The organism is Microcella sp., from assembly GCF_046296455.1.
In the GTDB taxonomy this organism is placed as follows: domain Bacteria; phylum Actinomycetota; class Actinomycetes; order Actinomycetales; family Microbacteriaceae; genus Microcella.
The window spans coordinates 69385-88575 of the sequence record NZ_JBKBLF010000010.1; the positions used below are offsets into that span (position 1 = coordinate 69385).

Consider the following 19191-nt stretch of genomic DNA (forward strand, 5'->3'; position numbering starts at 1 on the left):
TCTCTAGCCCGTGTAGGTGCTCACGTCGACGATCGTCACGGCGATCTCTTTGCCGTTGGGCGCGGTGTAGCTGACCGTGTCGCCAATCTTCGCGCCGAGGATCGCCTGGCCCAGCGGGCTCGCCTCGCTGTAGACGTCGATGTCGCTGTCGTCGCCGACGATCTCGCGGTTGCCGAGCAAGAACCGCTCGTCGTCACCGAGGATCGTCGCGGTCACGACGGTGCCGGGCTCGACCACGCCGTGCGCGGTCGGAGGAACCCCCACCACCGCCGTGCGCAGCAGCTCGGTGAGCGTGCGGATGCGGGCCTCGATCTTGCCCTGCTCGTCTTTCGCGGCGTGGTAGCCGCCGTTCTCTTTGAGGTCGCCCTCGTCGCGCGCCGCCTCGATGCGCTTCGCGATCTCGGCGCGGCCCGTCGTCGAGAGGTGCTCGAGCTCGGCGGCGAGGCGGTCGTGCGCCTCCTGCGTGAGCCACTGCGTGGTCGTGCCCGCGGCGTCGTTCATGACGATTCCCTCCTGACGCAACAGAACCGGCCCGCGGGCCGGTTCTGACTTGTGGTTCCGGCGATGCTACGGGAGCCAGCACCGATAGGGCAAACCGGTGACCGGCCGCTCGGCCGTGCGCAGGGTCTCGGTGAGAACCCGCGTGCGCTCGCTCGACGCCGGCAGGTCGACGATGCGCCAGCCCACGATGCCGAAGCTCTCGTTGAGGGCCTGGATCGCGCACGACACCTCGGTGCCCGGGGTCGTCGAGACCTCCCACCGCACGTCGATCGAGGTGTCGGTGACGTTCGCGTAGCCGAGCTCGCGCGTCTCGAGCTCGGCGTTCGTGCCCGAGAGCCCGCCCCACACCACCCACGCCGTGAAGACGATGGCGAAGACGACGCCCGCGATGATCATGCCCGTGCGCGTGCGCCGCTCGGCCCCGGCCGTGCGCCCGTACCGCTCGTCGAGGCGCTGCTGCGTGCTGGTCACGGCTGTCGAAGCCCTTCTCGTGCGGCGCGGCCGTCGTGAGCCGCTCAGGTGCGATCGCTACCCTGGAGGCCAGCGTAGAGCGCCGAGGTGAGGGTTGCCTCAACCGCGCCGCCCGTCGACACCCCCGAGGAGCATCCTGTGATCTGGAACACCCTGGCGGCCCACGTGGTGCCCACGGGCATCGGACCGAACCCGGTCGAGCCGACGACGCCTCCGGGGTTCGACCCGAACACGGTGACGCCGGGGGTCGAGGGCTTCATCGCGATCGCGCTCGTGGCCATCGCCGCGATCTTCTTGCTCATCGACATGACGCGCCGAATCCGGCGCGTGCGCTACCGCGGCGAGGTGCGCGAGCGCCTCGAGGCCGAGAACACCATGATCGCCGAGGGCGGGCCGGCCGAGCCCGAGCCCGAGCAGCCCGACGAGCGCTAGGGGCTCAGCCGCCGAACGGGGGGTCGAGCGCGACGAGCAGCACGCCCGTCCAGTGGCAGAGGAACGCCACGACCGTGAGCGTGTGGAAGATCTCGTGAAAGCCGAAGACGCCCGGCACGGGGTTGGGCTTCTTCATGCCGTAGACGATCGCGCCCGCCGTGTAGGCGAGCCCGCCCACGATGACGAGAACCATCATCGCCGCGTTGGCGGTGAACAGGTCGACGATGTACAGCACCGCGGCCCAGCCGAGCAGCACGTACAGCGGCACGTAGGCCCAGCGCGGAGCGTTGATCCAGAACACGCGGAACCCGATGCCGATGAACGCCCCCGTCCACACCAGCACGAGCAGCAGGTAGCCCTTCTCGGGCGGCAGCGCCATGATCGACAGCGGCGTGTAGGTGCCGGCGATGAGCAAGAAGATGTTGGCGTGGTCGAAGCGCTTCAGCAGGATGCGCGTGCGATCGCTCCACGTGAAGCGGTGGTAGGTCGCCGAGATGCCGAACAGCAGCAGCGACGACAGCACGAAGACCCCGCTCGACCAGCGCGCAGCGGCGCCGTCGGCGACGATGATGAGCACGATGCCCAGCACGATCGCGAGCGGGAACGTGCCCGCGTGGATCCATCCCCGCCAGGTCGGCTTCTTCTCGAGCGCCGCGTACTCGATCGACTCTTCGAGCAGGGGAACGTTCGGCAGGTCGACGCCCGGATCCTCCGGCTCGTCCGTCGCGGAGGTCGGGTTGTCGGCGGGGGCGGCGGAGGTCATGCCGCGATGATACGGGAGCCACATCGATCGAGTCCGACTCTTGGATGCCCGGCACAACGTCGGCCGGGTGGACTACCGTAGCTCTGTGCGATGGTCGAGAACTCCCCGGGGTCGCGGCCTGCTCTACCAGCTCTACATGCGCCGCTTGCGGCGGCAGCTGGCCGACGCCACCCACCCGCGCCATGTCGCCATGATCCTCGATGGCAATCGGCGCTGGGCACGACTGCGGGTCGGCGGCACGAGCGCGCACGGGCACCGCGCGGGCGCCGAGAAGATCGTCGAGTTCTTGCGGTGGTGCGACGAGGCCGGCATCGGCGTCGTCACCCTCTACCTGCTCTCGACCGACAACCTCACGGGCCGCGAGAGCACCGAGCTGCGCGAGCTCATCGCGATCATCGGGGCGCTCGCCGCCGACCTCTCTGAGATCGACGACTGGCGCGTGCAGCACGTGGGCAGCCGCGACGGACTGCCCGAGCCGCTGCTCGCCGAGCTCGACGCCGCCGAGGCCCGTGGTGCGGCCAAGACGGGACTGCACGTCAACCTCGCCGTCGGCTACGGCGGCCGGCGCGAGATCGCCGATGCCGTGCGCGCGATCGTTCACCACCACGCCGAGAGCGGTGGCACGCTCGACGAGCTCGCCGAGCTCGTGACCCCCGAGAAGATCGCCGAGCACCTCTACACGGGCGGCCAGCCCGACCCCGACCTCGTCATCCGCACCTCGGGCGAGCAGCGGCTGAGCGACTTCATGCTCTGGCAGAGCGCGCACAGCGAGTTCTACTTCGTCGAGGCGCTCGGTCCTGACCTGCGCGAGGTCGACTTCTTGCGGGCCCTGCGCGACTTCTCGCGCCGTCAACGCCGGTTCGGCCAATGAGCGCCGGACTCGAGGCCCTCGTCGCCGGATTCGCCGAAGAGCCCGGGTACCTCAACCACCCGCGCCTCTCGCCCATCGGCGAGCACGCCCTCGCCGAAGAGCGCGCGATGGCCGATGTGCTCTCGCACGCGCGCTTCGGCTCGTTCGCCACGCTCGACGAGCAAGACGAGCGGGTGCGTACCTCGGTCGCGGCCCTCGTGCGCATGCGCCCCGAGCAGATCGTCTTTCAGCCGAGCACGAGCCAAGCGCTCATGCACGTCATGTTCGGCCTCACCGGCGGGGTCGCCGCCTCGACCGACGAGTTCCCCTCGGTGGGCTACGCCATGACCCGCGCCGCCCAGGCGCTCGGCGTGCTCGTGCCGCACGCCATCACGCCCGAGCACGAGCGCGTCACTCCCGGCGTCGTGCGCGACCAGCTCGCCAGCTCAGTCGTCGCCGTCGTCGTCAGCCTCGTCGACTACCGCACCGGCCACCTCGTCGACCTCGAGGGCATTCGCCAGGTCATCGGCGACCGCCTGCTGATCGTCGACGCCATTCAGGGCGCCGGCATCGTGGATGCCCCCTGGGAGCTCGCCGACGTCATCGCCTCGGGCGGCCAGAAGTGGCTGCGCGCCGGTCAGGGCACCGGGTTTCTCGCCCTGAGCGACCGGGCTCGGGAGCAACTCACGCCCGTGTGGTCGGGGTGGCTCGCCCACGGCAGCCCCGAGCTGCTGCACGAGGTGGTCGAGCCCGCATCCGACGCCGGCGCCTTTCGCGTGGGCTACGCCGACGCCTTCGCGCAGGCGCGCCTCGCCGGAGCCGTGGACGCCGTCATGGCGGCGGGGGTGCCGAGCATCCGTGCCGTCATCGAAGAGCGCACCGCCCGCATCATCGAGATCGCCGACGAGGCCGGGGTCGAGGTCGCCTCGCCCCGCGACGACGCCGAGCGCGCGGGCATCGTCGCGCTCGAACCGCACCCCGAGTTCGTGAGCGCGCTCGCCGCGGCCCTGCACAACCACGGAGTCTCGGCCACCGTGCGGGGCGGGCGCGTGCGGCTCGGCGCCCACGTGTCGACCGACGACACGACGCTCGAGATGCTGAAGGCGGCCCTCGTCGAGTTCTCGACGACCACGAGTGCGTGAGGCGAGCGCGCCGAATGTGACGGCGCGGTGCTGATCGACGCGCCGAATATGACGGCTCGGTGTCCCGCGCGTGTCGCTCCCGGCCGGGGGAGCGGTCGGGCATAGCGTGACGCTCATCGGGCATCGCGCTCGATCGGGGCGGCCGGAACGATCGTCCTGAGACTCCCGGCCGAACCGCACACAACTGGTCCGGGGTCGCCCGCGTCCCCGGGGATGGAGCACCGGTGGCCGCTGCGAAGACCTCCCGTCAGAACCCGTCGATCACGCGCGACGAGAGCGAGGTGGCGCAGCGCACGTACGTTCTCGATACGTCGGTGCTGCTGAGCGATCCGAAAGCCCTCTTCCGCTTCGCGGAGCACGCGGTGGTGCTACCGGTCGTCGTGATCGCCGAGCTCGAGGCCAAGCGAAACGATCCCGAGATCGGTTACTTCGCGCGCCAGGCGCTGCGCAACCTCGACGAGCTGCGTGTGCAGCACGAGCGCCTCGACTTTCCGATCGCCGTCGGCGACTCCGGAGGGTCGCTGCGCGTCGAGCTCAACCACTCGAACCAGTCGGTGCTGCCGAGCGGCCTGCAGCTGGGTGACAACGACTCGCGCATCCTCGCCGTTGCCATGAACCTCTCGAACGACGGCCTCGACGTCGTCGTGGTCTCGAAAGACCTGCCGCTGCGCGTCAAGGCCTCGTCGATCGGACTCGCCGCCGAGGAGTACCGGGCCGAGCTCGCCGTCGACAGCGGGTGGACAGGGATGGCCGACGTGACGCTCTCGAGCGAGCAGATGGCGCAGCTCTACGACCGCGAGGTGCTGCGCACGCCCGTCGTGCGTGACCTGCCGGTCAACACCTCGCTCGTCATCCACAGCGACCGCGGCTCGGCCCTCGGCCGCGTCGTCGGCGACGACGAGATCGCGCTCGTGCGCGGCGACCGCGACATCTTTGGCCTGCACGGCCGCTCGGCCGAGCAGCGTCTCGCCATCGACCTGCTCATGGACCCGCAGGTGGGCATCGTCTCGCTCGGCGGCCGCGCGGGTACCGGAAAATCGGCCCTCGCCCTGTGCGCGGGCCTCGAGGCCGTGCTCGAGCGGCAGCAGCAGCGCAAGATCATGGTCTTCCGGCCGCTCTACGCCGTCGGCGGGCAAGAGCTCGGCTACCTGCCGGGCGACGCGGGCGAGAAGATGAACCCCTGGGCCCAGGCCGTGTTCGACACGCTCGGCTCGGTCGTCTCGCAGAACGTGCTCGACGAGGTCATTGATCGCGGCCTGCTCGAGGTGCTGCCGCTCACGCACATTCGCGGCCGCTCGCTGCACGACGCCTTCGTGATCGTCGACGAGGCGCAGTCGCTCGAGCGCAACGTGCTGCTCACGGTGCTCAGCCGCATCGGCCAGAACTCGAAGGTCGTGCTGACCCACGACATCGCCCAGCGCGACAACCTGCGGGTCGGCCGGCACGACGGCGTCGCGAGCGTCATCGAGACGCTCAAGGGTCACGGGCTGTTCGGCCACATCACCCTCACCCGCAGCGAGCGCAGCGCGATCGCGGCGCTCGTCACCGAGCTGCTCGAGGGCAACGAGCTGGCCTGACCCGGTCGAACGGGCCCGCGCGGTAGCGTGGGCGGTAGCTCGCGCCGGGCACGAGTGCTTCTCGAACCGGTGGTGCGGATCAGAGGAATCGAATCCGGCGCGAGCCGCTTCTTCGGGGCCCGTCGCCGGTTCGGGATGCTCGCCGTGCGTTCGCGCGCGCTACAGGCCCGGCGACGTCATGCTCAGCACGTCGAGCGCGATGTCGAGCTGCTCGAGCGTCACCTCGCCGCGCTCGACGAAGCCGAGGTCGATGACGGCCTCGCGAATGGTGAGCCCCTTCGCGACCGAGTGCTTGGCGATCTTCGCCGCGGCCTCGTAGCCGATGACGCGGTTGAGCGGCGTGACGATCGAGGGCGAGCTCTCGGCGAGCGCGCGCGCCCGCTCGAGGTTGGCCTCGAGGCCCTCGACGGTCTTGTCGGCGAGCACGCGCGTCGAGTTCGCCAGCAGGCGGATCGACTCGAGTAGCGAGGTGCCCATGACGGGGATGGCGACGTTGAGCTCGAACGAGCCGGAGGCCCCCGCCCAGGCGATCGTCGCGTCGTTGCCGATGACGCGTGCGCACACCATGAGCACGGCCTCGGGCACGACGGGGTTGACCTTGCCGGGCATGATCGACGAGCCCGGCTGCAGGTCGGGGATGTGCAGCTCGGCGAGACCCGTGTTGGGGCCCGAGCCCATCCAGCGGATGTCGTTGCAGATCTTCGTGAGAGAGACGGCGAGCACGCGCAGCGCGCCCGAGGCCTCGACGAGCCCGTCGCGTGCGCCCTGCGCCTCGAAGTGGTCGAGCGCCTCGGTGATCGGCAGGCCCGTCGAGCTCGCGAGCTCGGCGATGACCTTCTGCGAGAAGCCGAGCGGAGTGTTGATGCCCGTGCCGGTGGCGGTGCCACCGAGCGGCACCTCGGCGACGCGCTCGATGGTCGCCTGCACGCGCGCGATGCCGAGACGGATCTGGCGGGCGTAGCCGGCGAACTCCTGGCCCAGCGTGACCGGAGTGGCATCCATGAGGTGCGTGCGGCCGGCCTTCACGGCGGTCTTCCAGAGCTCGGCCTTGACCTCGAGCGCGCCCGCGAGGTGCTCGAGGGCGGGGATGAGGTCGCGCAGCAGCGCCGCGGTCACGGCGAGGTGCACCGAGGTCGGAAAGACGTCGTTCGACGACTGCGAGGCGTTGACGTGGTCGTTGGGGTGCACCGGCAGGGCATCCGTCGAGGCGAGCGTGGCGAGCACCTCGTTCATGTTCATGTTCGACGACGTGCCCGAGCCGGTCTGGTAGGTGTCGACGGGGAACTGGTCGTGGTGCGCCCCGCCGATGATCTGGTCGGCGGCGCCGACGATGGCCTGCGCGAGCGCAGCATCCAGAATGCCCAGCTCGGCGTTGACGATCGCGGCCGCGCGCTTGATCTGAGCGAGGGCGACGATCTGGCCGCTCTCGAGGCCGGAGCCCGAGATGGGGAAGTTCTCGACGGCGCGCTGCGTCTGCGCGCGGTAGAGGGCGCTGCGCGGCACGCGCACTTCGCCCATGGTGTCGTGCTCGATGCGGAAGTCGGTGTCAGTGCTCACGGCGGTGTGTTCCTTCTGATGACGGGAGGGGTTCGCAGGGGCGGTCGCGGTGGCAGGCGGTCGGCTCGGGCTGCGGTGGGGCAGCGCTAGAGCTGGCCGACGACGACATCGGGCACGACCCGGCCTTCGCGAAGGCGGTAGTTCGCACCCACGATGGCCAGCGTACCGGCCGCGACCTCTTCGCTGATGAGCTCGCTCGAGGCGAGCAGCGCGCCGACGGTGTCGCGCAGGTGCTCGCGGCCCACCTCGAGGGCGTCGACGCCCGCGGCGTCGGGCGAGCCGGCGGCGAGGCGCACGCGCTCGACCGCGGGCATGATCTGGTCGACGAGGCCCTGAATGTGCACGGGCAGCGGCGCCGAGTCGGCGTCGACCGAGTCGATCGCGGCGGCGACGGCCCCGCACTCGTCGTGCCCGAGCACGAGGATCAGCGGCACCTTGAGCACGGCGACGGCGTACTCGAGCGAGCCGATGACGCTGTCGCTGATCACCTGTCCGGCGTTGCGCACCACGAAGAGGTCGCCCAGACCCTTGTCGAAGATGATCTCGGCGGCGAGCCGCGAGTCGCTGCATCCGAAGAGCGCCGCGTGCGGGGCCTGAAAGCCGGCGAGCTCGGTGCGCCGGTCGACGTCTTGCCGTGGATGCTGGGGCTCACCCGCGACGAACCGCGCGTTGCCCCGCTGCATCTCGCGCCAGACCTGCTCGGGCGTGCGGCGTTCGATCGGCATCATGCTCCTGGGCGGACTCGGGGCGGGCGGTGCGACTCTCGAGCGTAGTCGCCCCGCCGCCTCAGCGCGTCGCCGGCAGCTCGGCCGCGACCGCGGTGGCGAGCAGCTCGAGGTCGGCGTCGCTCGCGGTTCCGTAGAGCACGACGGTGCTGTCGGGGGTGCTCGTCACGAGGGCGATCTCGCGCAGGCCGACTCCGTCGACCCCGCGACGGTCGTAGCGCTGCCAGTCGACGCCCGCGATGCGCACGGTGTCGCCCTCGCCGGGGTCGCGCAGGGCATCCCGCAACCAGCTCTGCTCATCGGTGAAGCCCTGCAGCAGGCCCAGAAAGGTGCGGTCGGCCGTGATGAAGCCCACCGTCCACTCGTCGACGCCCCCGCTGCCGGCGAGCTCGGCGCGGTTGGCAGTCCAGGTGGGGGGCACGACGGGCGCGATCACCGAGGTGCCGAGGCTCGCCTCGGCTTCGGCCGCCGCGGCGGCGTAGTCGATCGCGAGGGGAGCCGGGTCGGGCCGCACGACGACGAGCACGAGAAAGAGCACGATGCCGAGCGAGGCCACGAGCGAGCCGATGAGATTGCGCGCGGTCTGGTTGGCGCGGCGCTTGCGGCGTGCCTCGGCGACGCGGTCGGCCTTCTCTTCGGGGGTCTCGGGTCGATCGGCTGTGCTGCTCGCGTCGGTCATCGAGGTCACCCTTCGGCGGCCGCGCGGGCCGCGTCGAGCCGCTCTTTCGCGCCGATGAGCCACTCCTCGCAGCGGCGTGCGAGGGCTTCGCCGCGCTCCCACAGGGCGATCGACTGCTCGAGCGTCGCGCCGCCCTGCTCGAGCTCGCTCACGACGCGCACGAGCTCGTCGCGCGCCTGCTCGTAGCTGAGGCCGGCGATGTCGGCGGGGTCGGGAGCGGTCACATCACTCATGCTAGGCGGGCCTTCCTTCGGGAGTCGTGGGAGCCGGTGCCGCACCGTCGGGCCCCGCGACGGGGGCTTCGGCGCGCGCGGCGAGTCGGCCGTCGGCGAGCGTCAGCACGAGCGCGTCGCCCGTCGCGACGGCGGCGGCCGAGCGGATGACGGCGCCCGTCGCGGTCTGCGCGATCGCGTAACCGCGGTCGAGGGTGCGCTGCGGCGAGAGCGCCCGCAGTTGAGCGCGACGCTCGTCGACGTCGACACGCGCGCGCTCGAGCAGCCGGCTTGTGAGCTCGACGCCGCGGGCGACGCCGCGCGTGAGCTCGTCGGCCCGCGTGTCGACGATCCAGGCCGACGAGGCGAGCGCGGGGCGCGAGCGGATGGTGGCGATGCGCTCGACCTCGGTCGCGATCGCGCCCGTGACGCGCGTCAGCATGCGCGAGCGCACCTGCTGCACGCGAGCGAGCTCGTCGCTCACGTCGGGCACGACGCGCTTGGCGGCGTCGGTGGGGGTCGAGGCGCGCAGGTCGGCCACCTCGTCGAGCAGGGGCCGGTCGTTCTCATGCCCGATCGCGCTCACGAGCGGGGTCTCGCAGGCCGCGGCCGCGCGCACCAGGCTCTCGTCGCTGAACGGCAGCAGGTTCTGAAAATCGCCGCCGCCCCGGGCGACGATGATGACGTCGACCTCGGGGTCCGCATCCAATTGCCGGATGCCCGCCGTCACCTCGGCGACCGCCTTGTCGCCCTGCACCGCGGCGTGCACGACACGGAACCGCACCGAAGGCCACCGCAGCTGCGCATTGCGGATGACGTCTTTCTCGGCGTCGCTGTCTTTGCCCGTGACGAGTCCGATGCACTGCGGCAGGAAGGGCAGGGGCTTCTTGCGCTCGGGGGAGAAGAGGCCTTCGGCGGCCAGGGTGGCGCGCAGGCGCTCGAGGCGCTCGAGCAGGTCGCCCAGGCCGACGCGGCGCATCTGCGACACCTGCATCGTGAGCGTGCCGCCCTTGACCCACCAGTTGGCCTTGACGAGGGCGGTGACGCGGTCGCCCTGGCCGAGCCCCTCGGGCAGCGTCGCGCGCACCGACGACCAGATGACGAACGAGACCGTGGCGTCTTGGCTGACGTCTTTGAGCTTGCCGTAGACGTTGCCGCCCGAGATGCCCCATTGGGCGATCTCGCCGTCGACCCAGACCTGGCCGAGGCGATCGATGTAGTCCTTGAGCTTCGCGGAGAGCTGGCCGACGGGCCAGGGCGCGTCGGCGGAGGACGGCGCGTCGCTCACAGTGCCCTCCTTGCGTAGCGTGGTGTGCTTCGCCAGGGTAGTCGAGAGCGCCGACCTCACGGCCTCGTTCTGCAAGGAGCCGCATGCGCACTCCCACCCCGCTCACCATCGAGTCGCTGACGAAGGTCTACGGCGAGGTCACCGCCCTGCGCGATGTCTCTTTCACCGCGCAGCCCGGCCGGGTCACGGGCTTCCTCGGCCCAAACGGCGCCGGAAAGACCTCGACGCTGCGCATCCTGCTCGGGCTCAACCGCCCGACGGCGGGCCGCGCGCTCATCGACGGCCAGCGCTACCGCGACCTCGACGAGCCCCTGCGCCGCGTGGGCGGCTCGCTGTCGAGCGACGTCTTTCACCCCGGCCGCAGCGGCCGCGACCACCTGCTCACCCTCGCGCTGGCCTCGGGCATCGAGCGGGCGCGCGTCGACGCGGTGCTCACGCAGGTGGGCCTCGCCGACGCCGGCCGCCGTCGTGCGGGCGGATACTCGCTCGGCATGCGGCAACGCCTCGGCCTCGCCGCGGCGCTGCTCGGCGACCCCGACGCGCTCGTGCTCGACGAACCCATCAACGGCCTCGACCCCGACGGCATCCGCTGGATGCGCGGCCTGCTGCGCCACCTCGCCGATGAGGGCCGCACCGTGCTGCTCTCGAGCCACGTGCTGAGCGAAGTGCAGCAGACGGTCGACGATGTCGTGGTCATCCGTCACGGGCGCATCGTGTTCAACGGCCCGCTGGGTGCCCTCGAGGCCGGAACCGCGCGGGTGCGCGTCGACGCCGCCGACCGCGACGCCCTGGTGGATGCCCTGCGCCGCGCCGGCGCGACCGTCGAGCCCGGCCCCGCGGGCCTGTCGGTGCTCGGCCTCGATGTCGCCCGCACGGGCGAGGTCGCTCTGGCCGCGGGCCTCGCGCTCACGCACCTCAGCGACGAGACCGACGGGCTCGAGTCGGTGTTCCTCGCGCTCACGGCGGATGAAGCCGCGAGCACTGCGGCACCGGCCGAGGGGAGTGCCGCATGAGCACCCTCACCGCCCTCGGCCGCGCGACGGCCTCCGAGCTCGCCAAGGTCTTCTCGCTCACGTCGTGGTGGTTGCTCGGCCTCATCATGGTCGCCTACGTCGGCATGACGGCGGCGGGCATCGCGTTCTTCCTCAGCGACGCGGGCGCGCTGCTCGCTGGCGCGGCCGGCGGGGGAGCCCCCGCCCCCGAGCTCGACCCCGTCGTCATCGCGAACCTCGTCTACAGCAGCGTCACCGCTGTCGGCCTGGTGATTCCGTTACTGTTCGGGGCGCTCATCGTGACGACCGAGTACCGGCACGGCACGCTGACCCCGACGACGCTCGCGCAGCCGCGCCGCGGCATCGTGCTGACCGCGAAGGCGATCGTCGCGGCGCTCATGGGTGCGCTGTACGGCGTGCTCGGTCTCATCGGCTCGGTCGGCCTCGGCGCTCCGGTGCTCGCGGCTCTCGGCGAAGACACCGCCCTCGGCGAACCCGAGGTCATCGGCGTGCTGCTGCGCACGCTCGTCGCGACCGCCCTGTGGGCGCTGCTCGGCCTTGGCCTCGGCGCCCTGCTTACGAGCCAGATCGCGGCGATCGTCATCGTGCTGGCCTTCACCCAGTTCGTCGAGCCGATCCTGCGCCTCGTCTCGAGCGTGTGGGAGTGGTCGGCCCAGCTCGGCCGCTTCCTCCCGGGGTCGGCGACCGACGCCCTCGTTGGGGCGGGCATCCTGAGCTCACTGAACGCGCTCGATCCCTCTGTTCCGGTCGCGGCGGTGGATGCTCTCACCTGGTGGCAGGGAGGCCTCGTGCTCGGCGGCCTCGCCGCGGTGCTGCTCGTGGCCGCCGCCCTGACGACGGGCCGCCGCGACGTCGAGTAGCGCGAGCGCCGCTCTCGGCGGTCGCGAAGCCCGGACAGGGAGACCCCTCGTAGACTGGGCGCGTGAGCACGATCTCGAACGGCGCCCTGGGCTCGACCCTGACCGCACCCGTCATCCCGCAGCGGCGCGAGCGGCTACGGCCGGTCGAGGTCGACCGTCCGAAGCGCGTGCTGCTCGCCGCCCCGCGCGGCTACTGCGCCGGGGTCGACCGCGCTGTCATTGCCGTCGAGAAGGCGCTCGAGCAGTACGGCGCGCCCGTCTACGTGCGCAAGCAGATCGTGCACAACGTGCACGTCGTGAGCGAGCTCGAGAAGCAGGGCGCGATCTTCGTCGACGAGGTTGAAGAGGTTCCGCCGGGTTCGCACATCGTCTTCTCCGCCCACGGCGTGAGCCCCGCCGTCGTGCAGGGTGCCGCCGACCGCGACCTGCTCGCGATCGACGCCACGTGCCCCCTCGTGACGAAGGTGCACCGCGAAGCGGTGCGGTTCGCGAAGCAGGACTACCGCATCCTGCTCATCGGCCACGAGGGCCACGAAGAGGTCGAGGGCACGATGGGCCACGCGCCCGAGCGCACGATTCTCATCGGCACGCCGGAGGAAGCCGACACGGTCGAGGTTCCCGAGGGCGAAGACCTCATCTGGCTGTCGCAGACGACACTGAGCGTCGACGAGACCATGGAGACCGTGCGGCGCCTGCGCGCGCGCTTCCCGCACCTGCAAGATCCGCCGAGCGACGACATCTGCTACGCCACGCAGAACCGCCAGGTGGCGATCAAGAAGGTGGCTCCCGAGACCGATCTCGTGATCGTCGTGGGCTCGGCCAACAGCTCGAACAGTGTGCGCCTCGTCGAGGTCGCGCTCGAGTACGGCGCGAAAGCCTCGTACCGCATCGACTACGCGAGCGAGATCAAGCAAGAGTGGTTCGAGGGTGTCGCCACCGTCGGCGTGACGAGCGGTGCGAGCGTGCCCGAGGTGCTCGTCGAGCAGGTGCTCGCCGACTTGCGCGACGCGGGATTCGACACCGTCGAAGAAGTCAAGACCTCTGAGGAAGACATCCAGTTCTCGCTGCCGAAAGAGCTGCGGCGCGACAAAGACGGCAACGTCGACGAGCGCGCGCTCGGCGGGCGCATCAGCGGCTGATCACGAGACGGCGATGAGTGCGACGGCCCTTGCAGTGCGGCCCGCGCCACCGCCGCGCGAGGTCACCGCTCGAGCGCTCGTCCGCGGACTGGCCACGGCCCAGCGCGTCATCGGGCCCGTCTCGCTCGCGCTCACCCTCGCGCTCATGGGCGAGGTGGCCGTGCGGTCGGGCGACACTGCCACCCTCTTCGCGCTCGTGATGTGGTGGGCGCCCGCGTTCGTGGCGTCCATCGTGCTCGCGGTGCGCCCGAGCGTGCCCACCGCTCTGCTCGTGCTCGCCGTCGGCCTCGTCGCGGGCACGGGATTCGTCGCGACCATGCTGCAGTCGTACACCGACGAACAGTCGCGCGGGCTCTTTCTGGTCGAGTCGCTCGCGTGGGCCCTCATCTTCATCGGCGCCGTGCGCCCGCAGGCGAACGACGGAGTGATCTGGGTCGCCGCCGGATTCGCGACCGGCACCGTATCGCTCGCCGCCGGCCACGCCATCGCCGGCCGACCGCTCGAGCTCTCGCCCGACCGCTTGGTCGACGCGATCATCATGTGCATCGCCTACGGCGTCATCGCGATCGGCGTGCGGCGACGGCGTGATCGGGTTCCTGAGCTTCCGGATGCCGCGCTCGTGTCGCGCCGCCAGAACGCCGCACGGCAGCGCGAGCGGGCGGCCGCGGCGCTCGTGCACGACACGGTGCTGGCCTCGCTCACCTTGCTCGAGCGGCCGGACTCGGCTCTCGACGACCGGGTTCGGCAGGGCATCCGGCGCGATCTCGATGCGGTCGCCCGGGCCGATGCGACCTCGGTCGGCGTCGTGAGCGCTGCTGCCGTCGAAGGCTCGATCGGCGCGCGCCTGCTCGCGATCGTCGACGATCTGCGGTGGCGCGGGCTGCGCGTCGACCTCACGGGTGCCGACTCGCTTGGTTCCACGGGGATCATCGATGCCGCCGCGGCCGAAGCGGTGCTCGCGGCCCTGGCGGCAGCCCTCGAGAACGTGCTGCGCCACGCGCAGACCGACCGTGCCGAGGTCACCGTCGGGCGCACGGGACAGGCGATCACGGTTCTCGTCGTCGACGCCGGCATCGGCTTCGACGTCGACGCTGTTCCGCCCGACCGGCTGGGACTGCGGGAGTCGATCCATGGTCGCCTCGAGCGCGTGGGCGGGGCTGCCAGGGTCTGGTCGAACGCCACCGGTACCACCGTGATGCTCTCGGTGCCCGTGATCCGCGACGGGGTCGAGCCGTGAGCGCGCCGCTGCCCCCGCGCTGGGCCGACACGCTGAGCTGGTGGCGGCGCTCGTCGCTCGACATCGACACGCTCAGCTGGCTCACCTCGTCGCTCGTGAGCAGCTGGGTGACGCTCGTCGTCGCCGTGTTCGGGCTCTCGGCCGTCGTCGTGGGCGGGCAAGGCGGCTATCGGCCGGCGTTCCAGATCGTGGCGGTCGTCGTCATGACGGGGGCCGCGTACGCGATCCACCGCGGAGCGCTGCCCGCCCGTGGTCGATTCCGCGTGCGGCGGGCCGTGCTCATCATGAGCCTGGCGTCGATCGCGGTCATGATGTCGGCGCTCGCGCTCGTCGACCGGCAGGCGCTGCTGCCCGGGGTCGACGCCCTGCTGCCCTCGCCCGCCGACCCGTTCTTCGCGCTCGAGCTCTGGTGGGCACCGGTGTGCGCCTCGCTCGTGATCATGTCGACGAGCCCGTTCGTGGCGGGCCGCGTCTTCGTGCCGAGCGCTCTGCTCGTGGTGGCTGCCACCGCCACCTCGGCGGCGTTCGTCGCCATCGAGCGGGGCAGCGCTCTGCCGGTCGCCGACATCGTCGTGATCACCTCGACGCCGATGTTCGCGGTCATCGGCGGTATCGTGCTCAACCGCACCCTCGTTGCGGCCGTGCAGGGCTGGCGGCGCGGCACGGGCGACGAAGCGCCCGCCGACGACGCCGTCGAACCGGCTGTGGCGGTCGTCGATCGCATAACCGGGGGCCGGTTCACGACCGCCGTCGTGCCCTTTCTCGAACGGGTCGAGCGTTCTGCCACGTTGCACGATCGCGATCGGCGCCAGGCCGCGCGACTGGCCAACGACATGCGCCGGTCGCTCGTCGCTCGCGGCGACCAGAGCTGGCTCGCCGCGCACGTGATGGGCCGCCCGGTCTACGTCACCGACCCGTTCCGCCTGGCCGACACCATCACGGTCGACCAGCGCGCCGCCATCATCGCCCTCGTCGACGGCCTCTTCGATGATCCCGAGGCCGGGGTGTTCGGGGCGCGCCTCGACCTGGCGCCCGCCGACGACGACGCCGTGGCCGTGGCGGTGACGATCGGCCTGGCGCTGCCCGAGGGGCGCCGCACGGCGGTGCTCGCGCCGTACTATCTCACCGTGAAGTCGGTCGTGCGGCGCATCGAGTGGCGCAGCGGCGAGTCGCTCGTGGTGTCGTTCGACGTCGACAGCGAGCCCTCATGAAGCCCGTCGCCCTGCCCCGCGCCGTTGCGGCCCGCATCACCGTGCGCGGACTCGCGACCGCGCAGCGGGTGATCGCCGCCACCGGGTCGTTCCTCGCGGGTGCGGTCGTGATCGAAGTGCTCGTCTCGCGCGGCATGGCCGCGAGCGTGCCGCTCGCCGCCTCGCCGTACGTCGCGTTCGGGATGCTCGCCGTGCTGCTGCTCTGGCGCCCGGGCCCGCTCACCGCCGCTGTCTTCATCGGCGGCGGCGGCGTGCTCGCGATCGCTGCTCCGGTTCTGCTGCTCGGGGCCGACCCCACGGCCGCCGATGCCGGGCCGTACCTGCTCAACCGCATCGCCACGGCGGTGTGCCTCGTGGGCGCTGTGTCGGGGCGGGCCACGAGCGGCCTGCTGTGGAGCGTCGCAGCCTTCGTGGTGGCTCAATTCGCCCTGCTGCTGGGTCTCGAGATCGCGGGCGCGCCCGGGCCATCGGGCATCGGCCCCCTCATCGTGTTCTCGGTCTCGTTCGTCGCCTACGCGACCCTCGCCCTTGCGCAACGGCAGTCGGCACGGGCGCTCGAGCCGTTGTCGAGCGCCGCCGACGACGTGCTCGACGGCGATCACCGGCGCGTGCTCGAGCAGCGCGCGGCGAGCATCGTGCACGACACCGTGCTCGCCGATCTGGCGCTCATCGCGCGATCGCCGGGAGCGGTGTCGCCTCGAGCGCGCACCGTGCTGCGCGAGCACCTCGACGTCGCCGCCGCGGCGACCGTGGCCGAACCGGCGGCGGCACCCACCAGTGCCTTCGGGGATGCCCTGCTGCAGCTCGCCGCTGAATACCAGTGGAGCGGGCTGCGCGTCGACGTGAGCGGCGCCGAGCTGGTCGCCGACGACGTTCCCGCGGCGACCCGCCACGCCATGCTCGGCGCCGCCCGCGCCGCGCTCGACAACGTCGTGCGGCACGCGGGCACCGATCGGGCCGAAGTCGTCATGGGGGTGAGGGGCGGCGCGCTGACCGTGCTCGTCGTCGACGACGGGAACGGCTTCGCCGAATCCGACGTCGCTGACGACCGCTTGGGTCTGCGCATGTCGATCGACGAGCGCATCGGGCAGGTCGGCGGCTCGGTGCGCGTCTGGTCAGGGTCGGAAGGGACCACGGTGATGATGACCGCACCCCTGCCGGGAACGGGCTCGCCATGACGACGACGTGGCGGCGCAGCCCCTGGGATGCCGACCCGCTCAGCTGGTTCACCACCCCGAACCTGCCGCTCGCGGCGGCCGCGCTCTCGCTCGCGCACGCCGCCATCGTGCTCGGCATCGTCGGCGATGCCGGATCGCGCCCGATCGTGCAGATCGTCGCCGTCGCGCTCGCAACGCTCGCGCTGGTGTGGGTGCACGTCATCACTCGGCCGCGGCGCGGCGCGGTGACGGTCGCCCGTGCCCTCGTCGCCGTGCTGCTCGCGTCGTCGGCGCTCGTGCTCTCGGCCTGGGGCTACCTGGGCGAGACCTTCGCGATCGAGCGATGGTGGGCCCCGCTGTCGGTGTCGCTGCTGCTCTTCGCGCTCGCGCCCTACACTTCGGCGTTGCGGCTCGCGGCCTTCGGCGGCGTGCTGCTCGCCGTCGGCACGGTCACCACCCTGCTGCTCGTCGCGCCCGACGACGCCACCTGGCCGCCGTTCGCGACCGCTGTCATCACGCTCTTCCCCATCGTCGTGGGCCTCGTCGGAGGCGTCGTCATGATCCGCACGATCACCGTCGCGCTGACGCGATGGAGCGAGCGACCCCTCGACGTGCCGGGCGCCGCGTCGCCCCCCGACGAGCTCGTGGCAGCCGTCGACCTGGCCACCGCCGAACGCATCGCCCCGGCGGTCGCCTTCATCGCCGACCTGCTCGAGCGCGGTGCGATCACGACCGGCGATGCGGCCCGGGCAGCCGCGATCGCCGAGCGCTTGCGGTCAGAACTGACCACCGAGGTCGACCGCACCTGGATCGAGCGGGTCGCCGATGGTCGCGCGGTCGTCGTCGACGACCCCGGGCGGCTCGCCGAGCGACTCGACCTGGCGCAGCGCACGGCGATGCGCGCCCTGCTCGATGCCCTTCTCGGCGACATCGAGTCGCCGCTGGGCTCGGCGCGCGTGACGCTGCGCCGCACCGATCACGGTGCCATCGCCGTGGCCCTGCGCATCCTGAGCACCATGCCCGAGGGGCGGCGCGAGACCTTCTTGGCCCCGTACTACGTCACCCTGCAGTCGGCCGTCGAGAACCTGCGCTGGCGTACCGGCCCCGTGACCGCCGTTGAGTTCGAGGTGGCGGCGCCGCCGACTGCGGGCGCACGCGTGCAGCGCACCCCTGAAGCAGGAACCCCGGGAGGGCCGGTCGCGCGGTAGCGACCGACCCGCTCGACGCGGCTAGCGGCCCGAGTGGCCCGCCGAGCCGAGCTGCTGCGTCGCCTCGACGACGCGCGCGGCCATCGCGGACTCGGCGGTCTTGCCCCAGGCGCGCGGGTCGTAGACCTTCTTGTTGCCCATCTCGCCGTCGACCTTCAAGAAGCCGTCGTAGTTCTTCAAGACCGAGTCGGCCACTGAGCGGCTGAAGGCGTACTGCGTGTCGGTGTCGATGTTCATCTTGATGACGCCGTTCTTCACGGCCGTCGCGATCTCGTCGTCGGTCGAGCCGGAGCCACCGTGGAAGACGAGGTCGAGCGGGAGGGCATCCGTGCCATATTTCGCCTGGATGCCCTGCTGGATCTCGGCGAGCAGCTCGGGGCGCAGCTTGACGTTGCCGGGCTTGTAGACGCCGTGCACGTTGCCGAAGGTGAGGGCGGCCATGTAGCGGCCCTGCTCGCCGAGGCCGAGCGCCTCGACCGCGGCCGTCACATCGCCGAGCGTCGTGTAGAGCGCGTCGTTCGAGCCTTCGTGCTGCACCCCGTCTTCCTCGCCGCCGACGACGCCGATCTCGACCTCGAGAATGGCGTGGATGGCCTTCATGCGGGGCAGCAGGTCGCGGGCGATCTCGAGGTTCTCGGCGAGCGGCACGGCCGAGCCGTCCCACATGTGCGACTGGAAGATGGGGTTGCGGCCGGCCTTGACCTCGGCCTCACTGGCCGCGATGAGGGGCATGACGAAGCCGTCGAGCGCGTCTTTCGGGCAGTGGTCGGTGTGCAGGGCCACGGTGACGGGGTAGTTCTTGGCCACCTCGGTCGCGAACGCGGCGAAGGCGAGGGCGCCCGAGGCGCGCGCCTTCACGGTCTGCCCGGCGAAGTAGTCGGCGCCGCCCGTGGTGACCTGCAGGATTCCGTCGGACCCCGCCTCGCTCAGACCCTGCAGCACAGCGTTGATCGTCGACGACGACGAGACGTTGATGGCGGGGTAGGCGAATCCGCCCTTCTTGGCCTTGTCGAGCATCTCGGCGTACTGCTCGGGGGTGGCGATGGGCATGGCGGCTCCTTGGCGACTGTGGTGGGGTGGATGCGCACTCGAGTCTAGCCAGCGGTGTCGACGCCGATAGTCTGGGCGGGCGCTGACCTACCACCCGGCGCGTCCTGCATTCCGCCCGT

At 71.4% G+C, this 19191-nt stretch carries 20 protein-coding genes; 11 read left to right on the plus strand and 9 right to left on the minus strand.

Annotated elements, in window-relative coordinates:
• Positions 1-3: 3 nt before the first annotated feature.
• Together greA and ACK4HH_RS07095 are read right to left on the minus strand one after the other, a co-directional pair.
• Positions 4-501 carry a transcription elongation factor GreA gene (greA, locus tag ACK4HH_RS07090; protein WP_409650063.1) on the minus strand — a complete coding sequence of 166 codons (498 nt, stop codon included), beginning with the start codon at positions 499-501 and terminating at the stop codon, positions 4-6.
• A 66-nt stretch (positions 502-567) separates the two neighbouring features.
• A complete protein-coding gene (locus tag ACK4HH_RS07095) occupies positions 568-972 on the minus strand; it encodes a DUF4307 domain-containing protein (RefSeq protein WP_409650065.1) in 405 nt (134 codons plus the stop codon).
• 87 nt (positions 973-1059) lie between these two features.
• On the opposite strand from ACK4HH_RS07095, the gene ACK4HH_RS07100 reads away from it, so the two are divergent.
• Positions 1060-1404 (plus strand): hypothetical protein, encoded by a 345-nt coding sequence (locus tag ACK4HH_RS07100; RefSeq protein WP_409650068.1) that lies wholly within the window; start codon positions 1060-1062, stop codon positions 1402-1404.
• 4 nt (positions 1405-1408) lie between these two features.
• On the opposite strand, the gene trhA is transcribed toward ACK4HH_RS07100, so the two are convergent.
• Positions 1409-2167, minus strand: coding sequence for a PAQR family membrane homeostasis protein TrhA (gene trhA, locus ACK4HH_RS07105; RefSeq protein WP_409650070.1), 759 nt, complete (start codon positions 2165-2167; stop codon positions 1409-1411).
• Positions 2168-2303: 136 nt separating this feature from the next.
• Here trhA and ACK4HH_RS07110 point away from each other — a divergent pair, with 136 nt between their 5' ends.
• From ACK4HH_RS07110 to ACK4HH_RS07120, 3 genes are all read left to right on the plus strand, one after another.
• Positions 2304-3038: an isoprenyl transferase gene (locus ACK4HH_RS07110; protein WP_409650145.1), complete on the plus strand. Its 735-nt coding sequence runs from the start codon at positions 2304-2306 to the stop codon at positions 3036-3038.
• A complete protein-coding gene (locus tag ACK4HH_RS07115) occupies positions 3035-4159 on the plus strand; it encodes an aminotransferase class V-fold PLP-dependent enzyme (protein WP_409650073.1) in 1125 nt (374 codons plus the stop codon). Before ACK4HH_RS07110 ends, ACK4HH_RS07115 begins: the two co-directional genes overlap by 4 nt.
• A gap of 260 nt (positions 4160-4419) precedes the next feature.
• Positions 4420-5736 (plus strand): PhoH family protein, encoded by a 1317-nt coding sequence (locus ACK4HH_RS07120; RefSeq protein ID WP_409650148.1) that lies wholly within the window; start codon positions 4420-4422, stop codon positions 5734-5736.
• Between the two features lie 159 nt (positions 5737-5895).
• On the opposite strand, the gene ACK4HH_RS07125 is transcribed toward ACK4HH_RS07120, so the two are convergent.
• The 5 genes from ACK4HH_RS07125 to xseA form a co-directional block, all read right to left on the minus strand.
• Complete coding sequence (locus ACK4HH_RS07125; protein ID WP_409650076.1) at positions 5896-7293, minus strand: class II fumarate hydratase; 1398 nt, start codon at positions 7291-7293, stop codon at positions 5896-5898.
• An 86-nt stretch (positions 7294-7379) separates the two neighbouring features.
• Positions 7380-8021, minus strand: coding sequence for a carbonic anhydrase (locus tag ACK4HH_RS07130; protein ID WP_409650079.1), 642 nt, complete (start codon positions 8019-8021; stop codon positions 7380-7382).
• Between the two features lie 58 nt (positions 8022-8079).
• Positions 8080-8697, minus strand: a complete 618-nt coding sequence (locus ACK4HH_RS07135) for a DUF4245 domain-containing protein (protein ID WP_409650082.1) — start codon at positions 8695-8697, stop codon at positions 8080-8082.
• 5 nt (positions 8698-8702) lie between these two features.
• A complete protein-coding gene (locus tag ACK4HH_RS07140; protein ID WP_409650085.1) occupies positions 8703-8930 on the minus strand; it encodes an exodeoxyribonuclease VII small subunit in 228 nt (75 codons plus the stop codon).
• Between the two features lies 1 nt (position 8931).
• Complete coding sequence (gene xseA, locus ACK4HH_RS07145; RefSeq protein ID WP_409650088.1) at positions 8932-10197, minus strand: exodeoxyribonuclease VII large subunit; 1266 nt, start codon at positions 10195-10197, stop codon at positions 8932-8934.
• A gap of 83 nt (positions 10198-10280) precedes the next feature.
• Here xseA and ACK4HH_RS07150 point away from each other — a divergent pair, with 83 nt between their 5' ends.
• From ACK4HH_RS07150 to ACK4HH_RS07180, 7 genes are all read left to right on the plus strand, one after another.
• Positions 10281-11210, plus strand: a complete 930-nt coding sequence (locus ACK4HH_RS07150; protein WP_409650092.1) for an ATP-binding cassette domain-containing protein — start codon at positions 10281-10283, stop codon at positions 11208-11210.
• Positions 11207-12070 carry an ABC transporter permease gene (locus ACK4HH_RS07155; protein WP_409650095.1) on the plus strand — a complete coding sequence of 288 codons (864 nt, stop codon included), beginning with the start codon at positions 11207-11209 and terminating at the stop codon, positions 12068-12070. The genes ACK4HH_RS07150 and ACK4HH_RS07155 overlap by 4 nt, the downstream gene beginning before the upstream one ends.
• Before the next feature lie 98 nt (positions 12071-12168).
• Positions 12169-13209, plus strand: a complete 1041-nt coding sequence (locus ACK4HH_RS07160; RefSeq protein WP_409650152.1) for a 4-hydroxy-3-methylbut-2-enyl diphosphate reductase — start codon at positions 12169-12171, stop codon at positions 13207-13209.
• A 13-nt stretch (positions 13210-13222) separates the two neighbouring features.
• Positions 13223-14446 (plus strand): hypothetical protein, encoded by a 1224-nt coding sequence (locus tag ACK4HH_RS07165; RefSeq protein WP_409650098.1) that lies wholly within the window; start codon positions 13223-13225, stop codon positions 14444-14446.
• Positions 14443-15657 carry a hypothetical protein gene (locus ACK4HH_RS07170; protein WP_409650101.1) on the plus strand — a complete coding sequence of 405 codons (1215 nt, stop codon included), beginning with the start codon at positions 14443-14445 and terminating at the stop codon, positions 15655-15657. Before ACK4HH_RS07165 ends, ACK4HH_RS07170 begins: the two co-directional genes overlap by 4 nt.
• Positions 15654-16835 carry a sensor histidine kinase gene (locus ACK4HH_RS07175; RefSeq protein ID WP_409650104.1) on the plus strand — a complete coding sequence of 394 codons (1182 nt, stop codon included), beginning with the start codon at positions 15654-15656 and terminating at the stop codon, positions 16833-16835. Before ACK4HH_RS07170 ends, ACK4HH_RS07175 begins: the two co-directional genes overlap by 4 nt.
• Positions 16832-18022, plus strand: a complete 1191-nt coding sequence (locus tag ACK4HH_RS07180) for a hypothetical protein (RefSeq protein WP_409650107.1) — start codon at positions 16832-16834, stop codon at positions 18020-18022. Before ACK4HH_RS07175 ends, ACK4HH_RS07180 begins: the two co-directional genes overlap by 4 nt.
• Before the next feature lie 21 nt (positions 18023-18043).
• On the opposite strand, the gene fbaA is transcribed toward ACK4HH_RS07180, so the two are convergent.
• Positions 18044-19072 (minus strand): class II fructose-bisphosphate aldolase, encoded by a 1029-nt coding sequence (gene fbaA / locus ACK4HH_RS07185; RefSeq protein ID WP_409650110.1) that lies wholly within the window; start codon positions 19070-19072, stop codon positions 18044-18046.
• Positions 19073-19191 lie beyond the last annotated feature (119 nt).

Coding starts and splice junctions, on each gene's coding strand:
- greA (WP_409650063.1), bottom strand. CDS start 501: ATGAACGACGCCGCGGGCACGACCACGCAGTGGCTCACGCAGGAGGCG.
- trhA (WP_409650070.1), bottom strand. CDS start 2,167: ATGACCTCCGCCGCCCCCGCCGACAACCCGACCTCCGCGACGGACGAG.
- ACK4HH_RS07110 (WP_409650145.1), top strand. CDS start 2,304: ATGCGCCGCTTGCGGCGGCAGCTGGCCGACGCCACCCACCCGCGCCAT.
- ACK4HH_RS07115 (WP_409650073.1), top strand. CDS start 3,035: ATGAGCGCCGGACTCGAGGCCCTCGTCGCCGGATTCGCCGAAGAGCCC.
- ACK4HH_RS07130 (WP_409650079.1), bottom strand. CDS start 8,021: ATGATGCCGATCGAACGCCGCACGCCCGAGCAGGTCTGGCGCGAGATG.
- ACK4HH_RS07135 (WP_409650082.1), bottom strand. CDS start 8,697: ATGACCGACGCGAGCAGCACAGCCGATCGACCCGAGACCCCCGAAGAG.
- ACK4HH_RS07140 (WP_409650085.1), bottom strand. CDS start 8,930: ATGAGTGATGTGACCGCTCCCGACCCCGCCGACATCGCCGGCCTCAGC.
- ACK4HH_RS07150 (WP_409650092.1), top strand. CDS start 10,281: ATGCGCACTCCCACCCCGCTCACCATCGAGTCGCTGACGAAGGTCTAC.
- ACK4HH_RS07155 (WP_409650095.1), top strand. CDS start 11,207: ATGAGCACCCTCACCGCCCTCGGCCGCGCGACGGCCTCCGAGCTCGCC.
- ACK4HH_RS07165 (WP_409650098.1), top strand. CDS start 13,223: ATGAGTGCGACGGCCCTTGCAGTGCGGCCCGCGCCACCGCCGCGCGAG.
- ACK4HH_RS07175 (WP_409650104.1), top strand. CDS start 15,654: ATGAAGCCCGTCGCCCTGCCCCGCGCCGTTGCGGCCCGCATCACCGTG.
- ACK4HH_RS07180 (WP_409650107.1), top strand. CDS start 16,832: ATGACGACGACGTGGCGGCGCAGCCCCTGGGATGCCGACCCGCTCAGC.
- fbaA (WP_409650110.1), bottom strand. CDS start 19,072: ATGCCCATCGCCACCCCCGAGCAGTACGCCGAGATGCTCGACAAGGCC.